Source organism: Marinomonas sp. PE14-40 (assembly GCF_051623805.1).
Classification (GTDB): Bacteria; Pseudomonadota; Gammaproteobacteria; order Pseudomonadales; family Marinomonadaceae; genus Marinomonas.
Genome location: NZ_CP130700.1, coordinates 4,404,893 through 4,419,803, shown reverse-complemented (window position 1 = coordinate 4,419,803; position 14,911 = coordinate 4,404,893). Strand labels below are relative to the sequence as shown.

Sequence of the window (14,911 nt, the reverse complement as noted above, 5' to 3'; positions counted from 1 at the left end):
AGGTATATAACTGGTAATGAATTCAAATTTTTCTTTAAGAGTTAAAACTTTTTTTGCGATTTTTTTGCCAGTTTCCTTCCTAAGTTTGGTCATTTCACTGATTTTCATTTATGAAAGAAAAGTCGATTACCAGCAGCAAAACCAAAGTCAAATCGAGTTTATTGCTCAGCAATTTGCCATTGCCTACGAAAACGCAGCGCCAAATATAGACAATAACTTCTTACAAAAGCAGTTAAAAGCCAGCATATTAAGTCCAAACATCATCTCAGCTAGAGTCTATAACGCTCAAAAAAAGCTAATTAACGAAATAGGCAACAAAAGCAATTTCGCCGACCCTGAAGCGCTTTTTAGCAATCAGGCCGAACAGAAATTCTCCCAATACTCAGCTCTCTCAATCACCCCTTTATTAAGCCTTAAAACCTCACAAGAAAGTGAAGGCTTAGGGCCCATTGAAAGTAATGACAAAGCGCTCACTGGTTGGTTAGTTCTTGAGTCTAATACCGCAGATTTCACGCTAAAGAAATACCGTTTGTTCAGCTTTATGGCGATAACACTCATCGCTTTTACTACCCTCTTTGCTTTAATCGCCATTAAAATAGCGAATAAGATTGCCAACCCTGTTAACAATCTCAATCGTGTTATCGAGAAAATCAGCCAAGGCCAGTTCAACGCCATCAAACAATTAAAACTCCCTAGAGATTATTTAGCGACAACCAAAGGCCTTGCAGAAATTAATGAGCGCCTAGAGAACAGCCAAGAAGAAATGCTCAAAAGCATAGAGCAAGCAACAGAAGATATGCGTCGAAACATGGATAGTATGGAGGAAAAAAGCGCTCAACTACATATCGCTAACCGAGAAACCAGCGAATCTAATCGCTTAAAAACGCAATTTTTGGCAAACATGAGCCACGAGGTGAGAACTCCCCTTAATGCCATTTTGGGTTACACCCAGCTATTACAGAAAGATAAATTAGACCATCAGCAACGCCTCTATATTAATACCATAGAGCAATCGACCAACAGCCTACTCGCTATCATAGGCGACATTCTCGATTTCTCAAAAATTGAAGCGGGTAAGTTAAGTCTGGAGCACTCGGAGGTCAATATTCGTGAACTCATTGATGATGTTTACCAAATACTCAGCGCTAACCTTTTAACCCATAAAAAGTCGGTAGATTTAGTACCAGAAGTCGCCAAGGAAGTCCCTGAATGGCTAATCGGTGATGCCATTCGAATTCGCCAGATTCTAACTAACCTAATCGGTAATGCAATCAAGTTCACCCATAATGGTTTTGTTCGTACTAAGGTGACTCTTGAGCAACAAAGAAACGGCCAACCCACCCTATTAGTACAAATCATCGACAGTGGCATTGGCATACCTGAAAACAAGTTAAACAGCCTTTTTAAAGCCTTTTCTCAAGTAAACACCTCCACAACAAGGCAATTTGGTGGCACAGGGTTAGGCTTGGTAATCACCAAAAAACTAGTTGAACAGATGGGCGGTGAAATAGAAGTAAACAGTGAATCTGGCGTAGGCTCAAATTTTCGCTTCCGCATTAATCTGCAAAACTCCAACCGTGAAGATGAACCACAAGAATCCATTCATAAGAACATTCTAGTTTTTGAGCCATCCAAAGGTTACCGCCATTATTTAGAGAACTATCTGACAAGCATTCAGATTAATCCTATCTTCTGCACGACTCTCGAACACCTGATTCGCCGCTTAAACTCACGTCAAGATGAAGAAGAAATCGACGCGGTTCTATTAAGTGTGAGCGGTGAAGATAAAGATATCGCCCAAAGCTATGAACTGGCCGTTTATGCCAGTGAAAGCTGTAAGATACCTTGTATTTTAATGACCCAGTTACCGGGTAAAATCAACCAACACCCTGAACTACAAAGACTCGCCTGCGATGTATTGCTCAAACCGATAAGCCATAGACAGCTCTATAAGAGCCTTGCTGGACTCGATCAGCAACCACTTGAAGAAGCAATTAGCAGTACGCCAAATACGATTCCATTTAATGGCCTTAAAATCTTGGCAGTGGACGACAATCAAATCAACTTACAACTTGTCAGTCACTGGCTCACACCAAATAATATCGAAGTAAGTCTGGCCCACTCAGGCCAAGCGGCATTAGACCTATGTGCTAGAGAAAATTTCGATCTAATCCTGATGGATATACAAATGCCAGAGATGGATGGTATGGAAACCACTAAACGCCTGCGAGAACATAGAAACACAACACTAACACCGATTATTGCCCTCACAGCACACGCCTTAAATTCTGAAAAACAAGAGATCTTAAACTCGGGTATGAATGCCTATCTCACTAAACCTGTGAATGAGAGTAAACTGCTAGAAGTCATTCAGGACTGGTGCTTTAGCCAACCTTCCGAAATGGAATCAGATAAAAACCTTGAAGGCATCTTCGATATCGATAAGTCCCTTTCTATTGTTAACGACCAAGTGCCTATCGCTAGAGACATGTTCAACATGCTGGCAGATTCACTTGAATCAGAGAAGAAGCTAATTAACCATCACTTTAAACAAGAAGAGTTAAGTAAGTTAATCCAAGTCGTACATAGATTGCATGGCGCATCTAAATATTGCGGCACACCTAGCTTAACCAAGCATGCAGGCTTTTTAGAAAGCCACTTGAAAGAGCTCGGTTTAGAAGAGGTAGAAGAGGTTCTACTCGACTTTATACAAGCGATCGATCAAGTATTAGAAGTAAGAAACCTGATTAAATGGCCTCAAGAATAACAAAAGCTTGAGCATAGTCTTTTTCATCACTAATACTCAGGTGCCACCTGATAGGCTGATCCATCATTTTATTACCATGGGGCTCTACATTAACGATTGGCTTCCCCATTTCATCATTACTGACCTCAATGTGCTGAAAACTCAGCCCTCGCCCAATACCTGTCCCTAACGCTTTAGCAACCGCTTCCTTAGCAGCAAAGCGCTTAGCTACATAAGCTTCAGCCATCTCTTCATTGTTAATACTTTGGTACTTTTCCATTTCATTTTGCGTTAATAAGCGCTTTAAAAAACGTTCACCTATACGTGCAACAGAATCACGGATTCTACCTACTTCAACGATATCGGTTCCAATTCCAAGAATCATAAACTATTCATTCCAATACTTTTTTTACCACTAAACACAAAAGCTACTCAGCGCTATCAGAGCGAAAAACAGGCACACTATAATGACGTTCACCATGAAACTGATAATCAGGCAACAAACGCCTAGCGACAACTTCTTTGCCTTCTAATAAGTGATCTAACCAAACTCTATGAAGTGTTTTCGCCAGCCTCACAACATCCGCTTTTCCCCACAAACCATCAGAGTAATCCAATGCCATCTGCCCACTAATAAATAAGTCAGGCAACTGCTTTGGCTTATCCCCATAGTAAGGCCGCAGGCCAAACCTCACATCAAAGCGATACATAGCCTCTGGGTCTAATACATTCCCTGTCGCTGTCATAGCCAAATTGATACTACTGCCTATCTCTTCAAACAAGGCATGTTCAAAACGGCGTAACAAAGGTGCAACAGGCGCATTAGAATGAAGGCTAAGGATGAGCCACTGATAAAGCTCAAAAAAGATAGATAAGGGTAAGTTAGTAGGTAACAGCTTGAGTAAAATCTCATGCACATACATACCCGCAAAAAGGCGAAGACCCTCCAGGCTTGATGCTGGCTCAGATGATTCAAGCACATATACCGTCTTTAAATCGGTTCGACCTTTTAACAGAGCTTGATAACGCAAAAAAGGCCCAGGAATGACCCGAGCCTCTTTTTTTGGCAGTCGAAACACTGCCCTTACCAAACCTGATTCAAGTGTTAACAAATCCAACAAGATTTTATTATCTTGAAAAGGTCTGGTATGAATAACATAAGCGGAAATTAACGCCTCTTTGTTATCTTGCATAACAAGACCTAGTTATTGGTCCTGATAACCAAGACTAGCTAGGGCGCGCTCATCATCAGACCAACCAGCCCTGATTTTAATCCACAAATTAAGCATCACCTTAGCTTGGAACATGCTCTCCATATCAATACGAGCCTCCTTGCCAATCAGCTTAATTTTTTCGCCCTTATCACCTATGATAATGCGCTTTTGACCATTACGTTCAACCAAGATCAAAGCACTGATATGTAAGGTTTCCCCTTCATAGCTAAACTCTTCAATCTGAACAGCCACTTCATAAGGGACTTCTTGACCTAATTGACGGGTAATTTTCTCGCGTACAATCTCAGACGCTAAGAATCGAGAGCTACGATCTGTAATCTGATCTTCAGGATAGAACTGTCCACCTTCAGGTATCATACCTTCCACCAAACGCTCTAACCTATCTAGGTTTTTACCCCTAAGAGCAGAAATAGGCACTATTTGCGCGAAGTTCATTAACTCTGATAGCTTAGCCAAAGTTGGTAGAAGATTATCTTTTTCTTCTAGCTTATCAACCTTGTTAACCACTAATACAACCGGGCAACGTGCAAGCTTAACCTTCTCCAATACAGATTGGTCTTCTTGAGTCCAACGCTCTGCATCAATAACAAATAAAATAGCATCCACATCAGCCAAAGCAGAGGAAGCTGTCTTATTCATGAAACGGTTAATTGCCTTAGCTTCACCTAAGTGCATACCAGGCGTATCGACATAAATAGTCTGTACATGACCTTGGCTTTTTACACCTAAAATTTGCTGACGTGTTGTTTGAGGCTTACGTGAGGTAATACTCAATTTTTGGCCTAGAACATGGTTCAATAATGTCGACTTACCCACATTCGGACGCCCAACAATTGCCACATAACCACAATGGGTAATATCTAGCTCAGGCTCTTCATAGTCCTCGGTAGACACCCCTGATGCCATTTGACTAAAGTCAAAATTATCCAGATCTATGCCAGCGTCTTCTGAGGCAGTATTCTCTATATTATCCTGATCATCAGGTAGGTCATCTTTATGCATTTTCTTGCTCCAACATAGCTAAGGCTTGCGTCGCCGCTTTTTGTTCTGCAATTCGACGACTGTTTCCTTTACCTTCAATCGGATCAGCAAATAACTCAATAACACAATGTACATAGAAGGTTTGATCATGAGGTTCGCCCAAAACTTCAATCACTTCATATTGAGGTAAAGCATGCTTGCGTGCTTGCAAATATTCTTGCAGACGCGTTTTCGCATCCTTAGTGACCACTTTTAAAGACGTCGCATTTAAACGAGATTCATACCAGCTCAAAATACGTTCACTACAAGAGTCCATACCTGCATCTAAAAATATAGCACCGATAATGCCTTCAACCGCATCTTCTAAAATAGAGTCACGACGAAAGCCGCCACTCTTTAATTCACCAGCACCCAATTTAAGGTAATCACCCAATTTAAATTCACGGGCAATTTCAGCCAGTGTTTCACCTTTTACAAGAGAGGCACGTAAACGGCTCAGCTCACCCTCTTTCGCTTTCGGGAAGCGATGAAATAAGTCTTCTGCGATGACATAGTTCAAAATGGAGTCACCTAGAAACTCTAGCCTTTCATTATTTCTACCACCAAAACTACGGTGAGTAAGCGCCAGCTCTAGTAACCCAAGGTCAGCAAAAAAGTAACCCAACTGCCGACACAATTTTTGATAAGAGGAACTCAAAATATCTCCAAACTACTATTCAATCGAACTATTATTTTTAAAATTCGGCACACTTAGAAATTTATTCCAGTGCATCCATATATAGAAGGCACGGCCTTTCATGTACTTCTCTGGCACAAAGCCCCAGACACGGCTATCAGAACTATTATCGCGGTTATCACCCATCGCAAAGTAATGCCCTTCAGGTACAACCCAATCACCTTCTAGGTTAATCGCACGCATCGTTTTATAAATTTCGTGCTCTACACCCAATAGATCTTCTTTAAATTGGGTAACAGGAATACCTTGATTCTTTTCAGAAGGTGGTAAATCCGCCTGAAACTCTTCACCTATTAGCTTACCATTAATCGTTAAACGCTTATTATGATAGCTAACCGTATCACCTGGTAAGCCAATTAAACGCTTAATATAGTTAACACTCGGCTCTTTAGGGTATTTAAAAACAATCACATCACCACGTTTTGGCTCAGTTGTTGGAATTAACTGAGTATTAGTAACCGGTAGACGTACACCGTAATCAAATTTATTTACCAAAATAAAATCACCCACTTCAAGAGTCGGCAACATAGAACCAGATGGAATCTGAAAAGGTTCAACAACAAAAGAACGTAGGCCAAAGATCACGGCAACAATCACAAAATAAGACTTTATTTCAGTCACCCATTTAGGGGTACCTGCCATACTGTCCTTCACTTCTTTTGGAATTGCAGAACATGCTTCTGGCGATAAATCATTTAACGCAGCAACACGCTTTGGATAAAAGGCAACTCTATCGTATATCCAAACTGCAGCAGTCAAAACAAAGGCCGCCGCTAGGATAATTTCAAAATCAAACGCCATAAATTGTCCTTAATATAAACCCCATTCATTGACTGAACAGGGTCTATTTCATCTTTTAGTTAGCAATTAGCTCGCTGTTTATAACTATCTTTTAGCTATCCACTTTTAATACAGCTAAGAATGCAGATTGAGGCACTTCAACGTTACCGACCTGCTTCATACGCTTCTTACCTTCTTTCTGTTTCTGCAACAGCTTCTTCTTACGACTCACATCACCACCGTAACATTTCGCCGTTACGTTTTTACGCAATGCTTTTACTGTCGTACGAGAAATCACTTTAGCACCAAGCGCTGCCTGAATTGCCACGTCAAACATTTGACGAGGAATCAACTCTTTCATTTTTTCACATAACATACGGCCTTTATACAAGACATTATCCTTATGCATGATAAGAGCAAGGGCATCAACGCGGTCGCCATTAATAAGGACATCAAGACGAACCAAAGGTGCCGCACTATAGTGACTAAAACTGAAATCTAGAGAAGCAAAACCACGGCTACATGATTTAAGTCTATCAAAGAAGTCCAAAACGACCTCATTCATAGGCAGCTCGTAGTTCAAAGAAACCTGATTACCCACATAAAGCATATCTTTCTGAATACCACGTTTCTCAACACACAAGGTAATCACATTACCTAGATATTCCTGTGGTACTAGGATATTCGCTTCAACCATAGGTTCACGCATTTCACGGATATTACCTGGATCAGGCATTTTAGATGGGCTATCTATCGTGATCACATCGCCATTATTAAGCTCGACCTCAAACACTACCGTTGGCGCAGTAGTAATCAAATCCATGTCATATTCACGTTCAAGACGCTCTTGAATGATTTCCATGTGCAGCATACCTAAGAAACCACAACGGAAACCAAACCCTAGAGCATCAGATGTTTCTGGCTCGAAGAACAAAGAAGCATCATTCAAGGTTAGCTTGTTCAACGCTTCACGGAAGTCTTCATAATCATCAGAACTAACCGGGAAAAGGCCCGCATAAACCTGAGGTTTCACTTTTTTGAAACCCTCAAGTTGAGGCACATCTTTCGTCGCCAAATGAGTGATGGTATCACCCACAGGGGCACCGTGAATGTCTTTGATACCAGAGACGACATAGCCCACTTCACCCGCACGTAAAATGCCAGTTTCTGTGCGCTTTGGCGTGAAGATACCGACCATATCTACTGGGTAAGATATGCCCGTAGACTTGATAACGATCTTATCTTTCTTCTTGATAGTACCTTCTTTAACACGTACCAAAGAGACAACACCTAGGTAGTTATCAAACCAAGAATCAATAATTAGCGCCTGTAGAGGGCCATCAACATCACCTTCTGGTGCAGGTACTTCGCCAATAAGACGCTCGAGCACATCGGTAACGCCCATGCCTGTTTTTGCAGAACAGGTAACAGAACCATGGGCATCAATACCTATGATATCTTCAATCTCATCGCACACACGCTCAGGTTCAGCCTGTGGCAAATCGATTTTATTCAGTACAGGCATAACCTCTAGGCCTTGCTCTAACGCGGTATAACAGTTAGCAACAGATTGAGCCTCTACACCTTGAGCAGCATCAACCACCAGCAGAGCACCTTCACAGGCAGCCAAAGAACGAGACACCTCATAAGAGAAATCTACGTGTCCAGGGGTATCGATAAAATTTAGCTGATAGGTTTCACCATCTTGCGCTTTGTAATCCAGGGTCACACTTTGTGACTTGATTGTGATACCACGCTCACGTTCAATATCCATGGAGTCAAGTACTTGAGCTTCCATTTCACGTTCACTCAAACCACCACAGTTTTGAATAAAACGGTCAGCAAGAGTGGATTTACCATGGTCGATATGGGCGATAATAGAAAAGTTACGTATATGTTTTAACTGTTTAGAAGACACTTATTTCTCACACTTAATAAAGCGATACACAAAGAGCAGGTGTTGATAAGTCATTTAATGCAAATCAGTGACAAGTTTAAAAAACTTATCGACACCTTCTCCGGATAGAATTTTGATGCATTCTACCCAATTTAGCCCAAGGACTCCATTTTATTTACCGCTTCTAAGGCCTTTAATTTCCTAGCTTTTACATCCCTGAAGGCAAAAAACCACAGCGTAACAAGAGACTAGCTAAAGGAAAGGCACACTAGATACTTAAGATAGGAATAAAAGAGAAGTGAGGATGATATAAAAGAAGAGCAAGAAAGACGCTTTAGTCGCCTTAAAACATACCAAAAGAGGTCTTATCTAAGCTAAAACCCCCTATTCATTATAAAACGCCGTTATGGCGCCCAAATTCGCTTAACAAAGCGCGATAAAGCAAAATTTTCAATAATACTTTAACGACATATGACATAAAACTGTGGATAGGTACCCTGTTTATCCACTTTATTTTGCGCATTTATTATCCAGATAGCTATTTATTCACAGTATTAACCGAACAAAATACTCGGTAAGCGAACACACTTAAGGTTACCCACAACACAGATTCAACAATGCTTAATACGAAAGTTATTAAGACATGCTCTAAACCAATTAAAGAAAAGAAGTTTTCGATTAGCCAAGTTGGTAACCAAGTAATCAGAAATAAAATAGCGCCACCGAGTAGAATCCCCCACACCTTATCCTTAGTGGCGTGCCAGCTTGCTTCTAATGAAGAAAAAGGTGATTGCTTATTGAGCACACAATAAAACTCAGAAAATGCCAAACGCGCCATAATATAGAGCCCTGGAAAAATAAACAGAAAGAGCCCTCCCATGAGCGCTAAACTAATTATCACTGACAGCAAAAAAAGTGGTCGCCAATACATGACACCAACGCCATAACATTGTCCTCGTGTTAAAGATTCACCCGAAATCACAGATGCCATATAAGCAATTAATGCCCCTTGATAAAGCGGGTAAACCACCATCCCAATAATAGTCGAAAACCAAAAAAGTTGATTTGGGTCGTCACTATAAACACCCGCCAAGGCATAAAGCAGATTAAGAGGAATAATACAGGGTAAGATAATACGAGAAATAGGGCTTAAATGATGTATAAAAAACTTCAGACTATCTTTTACTAATGACGATGTTTCGTCCATTTTGACCTCTAAAACATGATAAGAAAGTGAACATTAAGCTTAAAATATAAGCTAATCAAAAAGACTCAGACCATTAACTAAAAGCTTAACCGTCCCCTTTAGTGACCTGATATTTAACAATTTTACTATTAACCACCCGTAAATTCACAACAGTAAGCAGCTTTACTTGCACAAACAAAAAACACATCTAAAGCACACCCTCCCAATTCTATTAAGCGCCTATTAAGTCTATTTTCTGTTAAGAAGGGTTTGAAAGAAATAACTAGAGGATATCTCCCTTATCCGAGCAGACAAGGGAGAAGCATCAACAAAGCGATTTAGGTTGTCGCTTATAAACTAATGCCTTTTTGTTGCAAAATACGCTCAACTGTATCAACAGTTGCTTGAGTATGGCTGTCTATTTCAAGGTTTACTCTATCGCCAACGTCTAGCAAACCAAAGGTTGTTAGCCTTAAGGTTTCAGGAATAAGAGAGATTTCAATCCAATCTTCACCTATGTCACAAATGGTCAAACTTGAGCCATTTAAGCCCACGTAGCCCTTATCAAACAGATATCTCATCGCATCGACAGTCGCACTATCATCACTCAAACCTGCCAGTTTCTTCACCACAAAACGAATACGGTAGCTGTCATCTTGAGTACGCACCTGCATGACTTCAATGGCACACATAATATGGCCAGACATAACATGGCCACCCACTTCGTCACCCATTTTGGCAGCACGCTCAAAGTTCACCTTATCGGATGCTTTAATCGCCCCTAAATTGGTTAACGCAAGCGTGGTATCTATCACATCAAAACTGACTTTATCATTGTCCACTTCAGACACAGTGAGACACACACCATTAATCGCAACACTGGCACCAAGCTGCTGCTTATCCATTGAATTTTCTGGAAATTGGATCACCAAACGCTTATTCGTGCCCATCTCTTGACAGCTTTCAACCTGAGCCATACCCTGAACGATACCTGTAAACATTAACTCACCTACCTAATACAATTTGAAGACGGATAAAGAATATTTAAGCGTTTTTAAATGATTAAAAAACATACAATTTTAAAAAAATTCTATGTCAGTGCTCAACACTGAAGAAGATTTGAACATACCCACTAGAGCGCCCGTATTTATTGGGCTAGCGTAAGTTATCACAAAGACACTAATAGGGTTATCCACAGCTTGCGGGGATAACGAAATCAACCAACACTAAACTTTTGTTAGATAAAATTATGATTCAGCACTTTATTCGGTTTAAAACGGCGCTTATTTTTTTACTCTTTTTCCAAGCATCTTATAGCTATTCATCAGCAAATCAAACCTTTAAAGCACCATTTATGTGGCAAATCAAAACCGATAAAACCCAGCTTTATCTAGCAGGTTCTATCCATGCCCTAAATTCAGATTTTTACCCACTTGCACCCGCTTACCTAAATGCCTTTGACTCGGTTGATCAGCTAGCCGTCGAATTCAATATCCTAGAATTGAACCCAGCAAAAGCCCAAGAACAAATATCTCAATATACCTGGCTCAATCATGATGAATCTATAGCATCTGCTTTTAGTCAAAAAGAGATAGAACAGCTAAAGCCTTTTGCTGTACAAAAAGGCATGGATATAGACACCCTATTAAGGCTTAGACCTTGGCTTATTATTGAAGCCCTTAGTAGTTTCCAGTTTTCCCAAACAGATTTTCAAGCGGATCTAGGTGTCGATCAGTTCTTCATAAAACGCGCTAATCAACAGGGTAAAAACGTACTAGAGCTAGAAACCCTACAGGAACAAATTAACGCGATTAATGGTGCTGAGCTTTCTGCGCAAACCGCAGCGATTTCATTAGCCCTTTCCCAGCTTGATAAAGGCCAAGAACAACTTATGCAGATGGCAAATTATTGGCAGAGCGCCGATGCTAAAGGCCTATACGAATACAGCCAACTAGACTTGATTGAGCAACCAAATATTGCACCACTTATGTCACATCTTTTATACAAGAGAAATCAAATCATGGCAGAGAGGATTCACGGCTACCTTGAACAAGGTGGCAGCTATTTTGTCATGGTTGGCGCATTACATTTAAGCGGTCCTCAAAGTGTTCAAACCCACCTTGAAAAAATGGGCTACCAAACAATAAAAGTCGCACCTTAACATTGAACTCAGAAATCTATGCCTTGATCACTACGAACAGAGCGTTAAACGCATAATAATCAGCCATAAAAAAACGACAAATTATTTGTCGTTTTTTTATATCGTACTTAAAGAATTAAAAAGTAAAAAGCTTAAGCATTAATCTTGAGTTTCTCTATCATGTCCTGAGTCACTAAGGTAATACCATCTTCATTACGATAGAAACGACGGCTATCATCCTCAGCATTCTCACCAATAATAGTGCCTTCAGGTAGTTTGCACTCAGAATCTAAAACCACTTTGTTAAGGCGACAATGACGGCCAATATCACAATTAGGCAAGACAACAGAGCGGCTCACAGTCGAATAAGAATTCACCCTAACATTGTTAAATAAAATACACTTATCAACCGTCGCACCAGAGACAATGCAGCCTGCAGATACCACAGAGTTTAACGCAGTACCGATACGCTCTTCATAGTTATAGTTAAACTTCGCGGCTGGCCTTTGGTAATGGGCAGTACGAATTGGCCAAGAGTCATCATACAAATCCAATTCAGGAACCAACTTGGTTAAATCCATATTGGATTCCCAATAAGCGGTTAAAGTCCCCACATCACGCCAATATGCACTATCAGGGTAACTTGGATTCGGGATACTACTATGGCTAAAGTGATGCGCTTTTATCTTACAAGAATCAATAAAGAGCGGGATCAGATCTTTACCAAAATCATGGCTTGAGTTGCTATCGCTGGCATCCAACTCCAACTTCTCAATCATAAATTTGGTATTAAAAATATAAATCCCCATACTCGCCAAAGACACATCAGGTTTACCTGGCATAGTCGGTGGGTTAGCGGGCTTCTCTTCGAAGGCAATAATATTGTCTTCGTCATCTATGTGCATAACACCAAATTGATCGGCTTCGCTAACAGGCACTTCAATACAGGCAACAGAGACGTCTGCTTTAGAGTCAATATGCTCTTTTAGCATCTTGCTGTAATCTTGTTTATAAACATGATCGCCAGCCAAGATCAGCACATATTCACTGTCTAGCCCTTTAATCATTTTAAGGTTTTGATAAACCGCATCCGCGGTACCGCGGTACCAGTCTTCACCTGTTTGTTGTTGCGCCGGCCAAAGCTCAATAAATTCATTAAAATCTGAGCGTAAAAAGTTCCAACCCCTTTGCACATGTTGATTAAGCGTGTGCGAACGGTATTGAGTTAAAACGGCCATCTTACGAATGCCGGAATTGATACAGTTAGAGAGAGGAAAATCAATAATCTTATATTTACCCGCAATAGGTACAGCAGGTTTAGAGCGGAAATCAGTTAAATCTTTTAATCTAGAGCCTCGTCCTCCTGCAAGAACAAGCGCCAAGGTTTTCATGCGTGCGGTATTTAAATCCATATTCCACCTTTTTATTATTTAACTTTATCTATTCATTTTCTTACGATCTATGCGATCAAGTAATGCAATCATCCCTATCTTGATTTGATAAGTTAGCCCGCTTACTGCTCACTCAACAAACCTATTCGCTCCCCACCTTATCTCGATACAATAATTTTATATTAACCTAATGTTTTAATTGCGTATTAACTTAATCATCTTAATATCGTATTTTATATAAACGCTCTCAATTTCACTTACTAAATAAGACTCTCTATGATGAAAGTACTCTTTGCAGCTTCTGAAATTCACCCACTAATCAAAACGGGCGGCCTTGCAGATGTTGCTGGCGCATTACCAGTATCACTTAGACAAGCAGGACAAGATGTCCGCCTTATCATGCCAGCTTACCAAGGCATATTAGAGAAACTAGCGCCAGTACAAGCCAAAACCAACCTAGGTGACCCCTTTGGTATTGGCGACATCATATTGTTAGAAACCCTTATTCCAGCAAGCGATACGCCCATCTGGCTAGTACAATGCCAAAGCCTATTTGAACGTAGTGGTAGCCCTTACCTAGATCAATACAGCAAAGACTATGCCGACAATCATATTCGCTTCGCTGTTTTCTCTTGGGTAACGGCTTTACTCGCCAGCCAAGGCAACCTTCTTGGTTGGCAGGCAGACATACTTCATCTTAACGATTGGCAAACAGGCCTGGCTGCCGCTTACCTTAAAAGCTGGAAAACCGAGCATATTCCGATTGTCAGCACAGTACATAATCTAAGGTATAACGGCAGCTTCCCTATGTCTTTATATCCAGATGTACGTCTATCAAACGAATTACTCGACCTACATGGCCTCGAATTTTATGGCCAATTCTCAACGCTAAAAGCCGCGCTGGTCTACAGTGACGCTATCACTACCGTAAGCCCTACCTATGCCAATGAAATTCTCACACCAGAGTATGGAGATGGTCTAGATGGCACCCTAAGAGCCCATCAAGATAAGCTACACGGCATATTAAACGGCGTTGATTACAATGAGTGGTCACCAGAGATTGATAACAATATTGCACAGAAATATGACATTAATAATCTCGATTTAAAGGATGAAAACAAAAAGGCATTGTTAATCGAAAACGACTTATCACCTGACCTCAGCAAGCCTATTTTTGGGGTTGTCAGCCGCTTAACTGAACAAAAAGGCCTAGATTTAGTACTCGAAGCCATGCCTTCTGTGCTCAAAAGTGGTGCGCGATTAATTTTATTGGGTTCTGGTGACCCTAATTTGGAACAAGCATTCTTGCAGCTCGAAAAAGATTATCCAGAGCAAGTTGGTGTGCGTATCGGATACGACGAAGCCTATTCCCATAAACTTCAGGCCGGTGTCGATAGCCTATTAATTCCATCTCGATTTGAACCTTGTGGGCTTACTCAGCTTTACGCACTTAAGTACGGCACCTTACCTTTGGTAAGAAAAACAGGTGGTTTGGCAGATACCGTATTTGAATCTGGTGATGCGGCCAATGGGTTTGTATTTGAAAGAGCAGATACGCAAAGCTTAACAGACACGCTACACAGAGCGATGGACTGTTTTAACCACAGCCAAGCTTGGCGTCAACGCCAAATCAATGGCATGAAATACGACTTTAGCTGGCAAAAAACCACAGCGACTTGGCTTAACCTTTATCAGTCTTTACTTGATTAAGTTGGGCTATTAAACAGAACGATAAAACAGAGCTAAAGCACTAGGTAATATGAAAGTCTCATACCCGCTTACATAATATGGCTATAAAAAAGGAAGGCATCAGCCTTCC

12 protein-coding genes are annotated in these 14,911 nt (G+C 40.7%); 3 read left to right on the top strand and 9 right to left on the bottom strand.

Features of this window, described 5'->3' with window-relative positions:
- Positions 1–64 precede the first annotated feature (64 nt).
- Positions 65–2,767 (top strand): response regulator, encoded by a 2,703-nt coding sequence (locus Q0A08_RS20405; RefSeq protein ID WP_438463321.1) that lies wholly within the window; start codon positions 65–67, stop codon positions 2,765–2,767.
- On the opposite strand, the gene acpS is transcribed toward Q0A08_RS20405, so the two are convergent.
- The 8 genes from acpS to Q0A08_RS20365 all read right to left on the bottom strand — a co-directional run bounded on the left by acpS (position 2,748) and on the right by Q0A08_RS20365 (position 10,562).
- Positions 2,748–3,131, bottom strand: coding sequence for a holo-ACP synthase (acpS, locus tag Q0A08_RS20400; RefSeq protein WP_438463320.1), 384 nt, complete (start codon positions 3,129–3,131; stop codon positions 2,748–2,750). The genes Q0A08_RS20405 and acpS overlap by 20 nt on opposite strands.
- Positions 3,132–3,174: 43 nt before the next feature.
- The gene (gene recO, locus Q0A08_RS20395; protein WP_438463319.1) at positions 3,175–3,939 is read right to left on the bottom strand and encodes a DNA repair protein RecO; all 765 of its coding nucleotides are present in this window, start codon (positions 3,937–3,939) and stop codon (positions 3,175–3,177) included.
- A 12-nt stretch (positions 3,940–3,951) separates the two neighbouring features.
- Positions 3,952–4,887: a GTPase Era gene (gene era, locus Q0A08_RS20390; RefSeq protein WP_438467675.1), complete on the bottom strand. Its 936-nt coding sequence runs from the start codon at positions 4,885–4,887 to the stop codon at positions 3,952–3,954.
- An 88-nt stretch (positions 4,888–4,975) separates the two neighbouring features.
- Positions 4,976–5,659: a ribonuclease III gene (rnc, locus tag Q0A08_RS20385; protein ID WP_438463318.1), complete on the bottom strand. Its 684-nt coding sequence runs from the start codon at positions 5,657–5,659 to the stop codon at positions 4,976–4,978.
- Positions 5,660–5,674: 15 nt separating this feature from the next.
- Positions 5,675–6,499 carry a signal peptidase I gene (lepB, locus tag Q0A08_RS20380; RefSeq protein ID WP_438463316.1) on the bottom strand — a complete coding sequence of 275 codons (825 nt, stop codon included), beginning with the start codon at positions 6,497–6,499 and terminating at the stop codon, positions 5,675–5,677.
- Positions 6,500–6,590: 91 nt separating this feature from the next.
- Positions 6,591–8,396 (bottom strand): translation elongation factor 4, encoded by a 1,806-nt coding sequence (gene lepA / locus Q0A08_RS20375; RefSeq protein ID WP_438463315.1) that lies wholly within the window; start codon positions 8,394–8,396, stop codon positions 6,591–6,593.
- 517 nt (positions 8,397–8,913) lie between these two features.
- Positions 8,914–9,582, bottom strand: coding sequence for a hypothetical protein (locus tag Q0A08_RS20370; RefSeq protein ID WP_438463314.1), 669 nt, complete (start codon positions 9,580–9,582; stop codon positions 8,914–8,916).
- A gap of 329 nt (positions 9,583–9,911) precedes the next feature.
- Positions 9,912–10,562, bottom strand: a complete 651-nt coding sequence (locus tag Q0A08_RS20365; RefSeq protein ID WP_438463312.1) for a riboflavin synthase subunit alpha — start codon at positions 10,560–10,562, stop codon at positions 9,912–9,914.
- Between the two features lie 248 nt (positions 10,563–10,810).
- Here Q0A08_RS20365 and Q0A08_RS20360 point away from each other — a divergent pair, with 248 nt between their 5' ends.
- Positions 10,811–11,722: a TraB/GumN family protein gene (locus Q0A08_RS20360; protein ID WP_438463311.1), complete on the top strand. Its 912-nt coding sequence runs from the start codon at positions 10,811–10,813 to the stop codon at positions 11,720–11,722.
- A 131-nt stretch (positions 11,723–11,853) separates the two neighbouring features.
- Here Q0A08_RS20360 and glgC read toward each other — a convergent pair whose 3' ends face one another.
- Positions 11,854–13,113: a glucose-1-phosphate adenylyltransferase gene (gene glgC / locus Q0A08_RS20355; RefSeq protein ID WP_438463309.1), complete on the bottom strand. Its 1,260-nt coding sequence runs from the start codon at positions 13,111–13,113 to the stop codon at positions 11,854–11,856.
- 255 nt (positions 13,114–13,368) lie between these two features.
- Here glgC and glgA point away from each other — a divergent pair, with 255 nt between their 5' ends.
- Positions 13,369–14,802, top strand: a complete 1,434-nt coding sequence (gene glgA / locus Q0A08_RS20350) for a glycogen synthase GlgA (RefSeq protein WP_438463308.1) — start codon at positions 13,369–13,371, stop codon at positions 14,800–14,802.
- The last annotated feature ends 109 nt before the right edge of the window (positions 14,803–14,911 follow it).

Excerpts from the sequence above, each read along its gene's own strand:
- glgA (WP_438463308.1), top strand. The coding sequence starts at position 13,369 with ATGATGAAAGTACTCTTTGCAGCTTCTGAAATTCACCCACTAATCAAA.
- lepB (WP_438463316.1), bottom strand. The coding sequence starts at position 6,499 with ATGGCGTTTGATTTTGAAATTATCCTAGCGGCGGCCTTTGTTTTGACT.
- era (WP_438467675.1), bottom strand. The coding sequence starts at position 4,887 with ATGGCATCAGGGGTGTCTACCGAGGACTATGAAGAGCCTGAGCTAGAT.
- acpS (WP_438463320.1), bottom strand. The coding sequence starts at position 3,131 with ATGATTCTTGGAATTGGAACCGATATCGTTGAAGTAGGTAGAATCCGT.
- recO (WP_438463319.1), bottom strand. The coding sequence starts at position 3,939 with ATGCAAGATAACAAAGAGGCGTTAATTTCCGCTTATGTTATTCATACC.
- Q0A08_RS20360 (WP_438463311.1), top strand. The coding sequence starts at position 10,811 with ATGATTCAGCACTTTATTCGGTTTAAAACGGCGCTTATTTTTTTACTC.
- Q0A08_RS20370 (WP_438463314.1), bottom strand. The coding sequence starts at position 9,582 with ATGGACGAAACATCGTCATTAGTAAAAGATAGTCTGAAGTTTTTTATA.
- glgC (WP_438463309.1), bottom strand. The coding sequence starts at position 13,113 with ATGGATTTAAATACCGCACGCATGAAAACCTTGGCGCTTGTTCTTGCA.
- Q0A08_RS20365 (WP_438463312.1), bottom strand. The coding sequence starts at position 10,562 with ATGTTTACAGGTATCGTTCAGGGTATGGCTCAGGTTGAAAGCTGTCAA.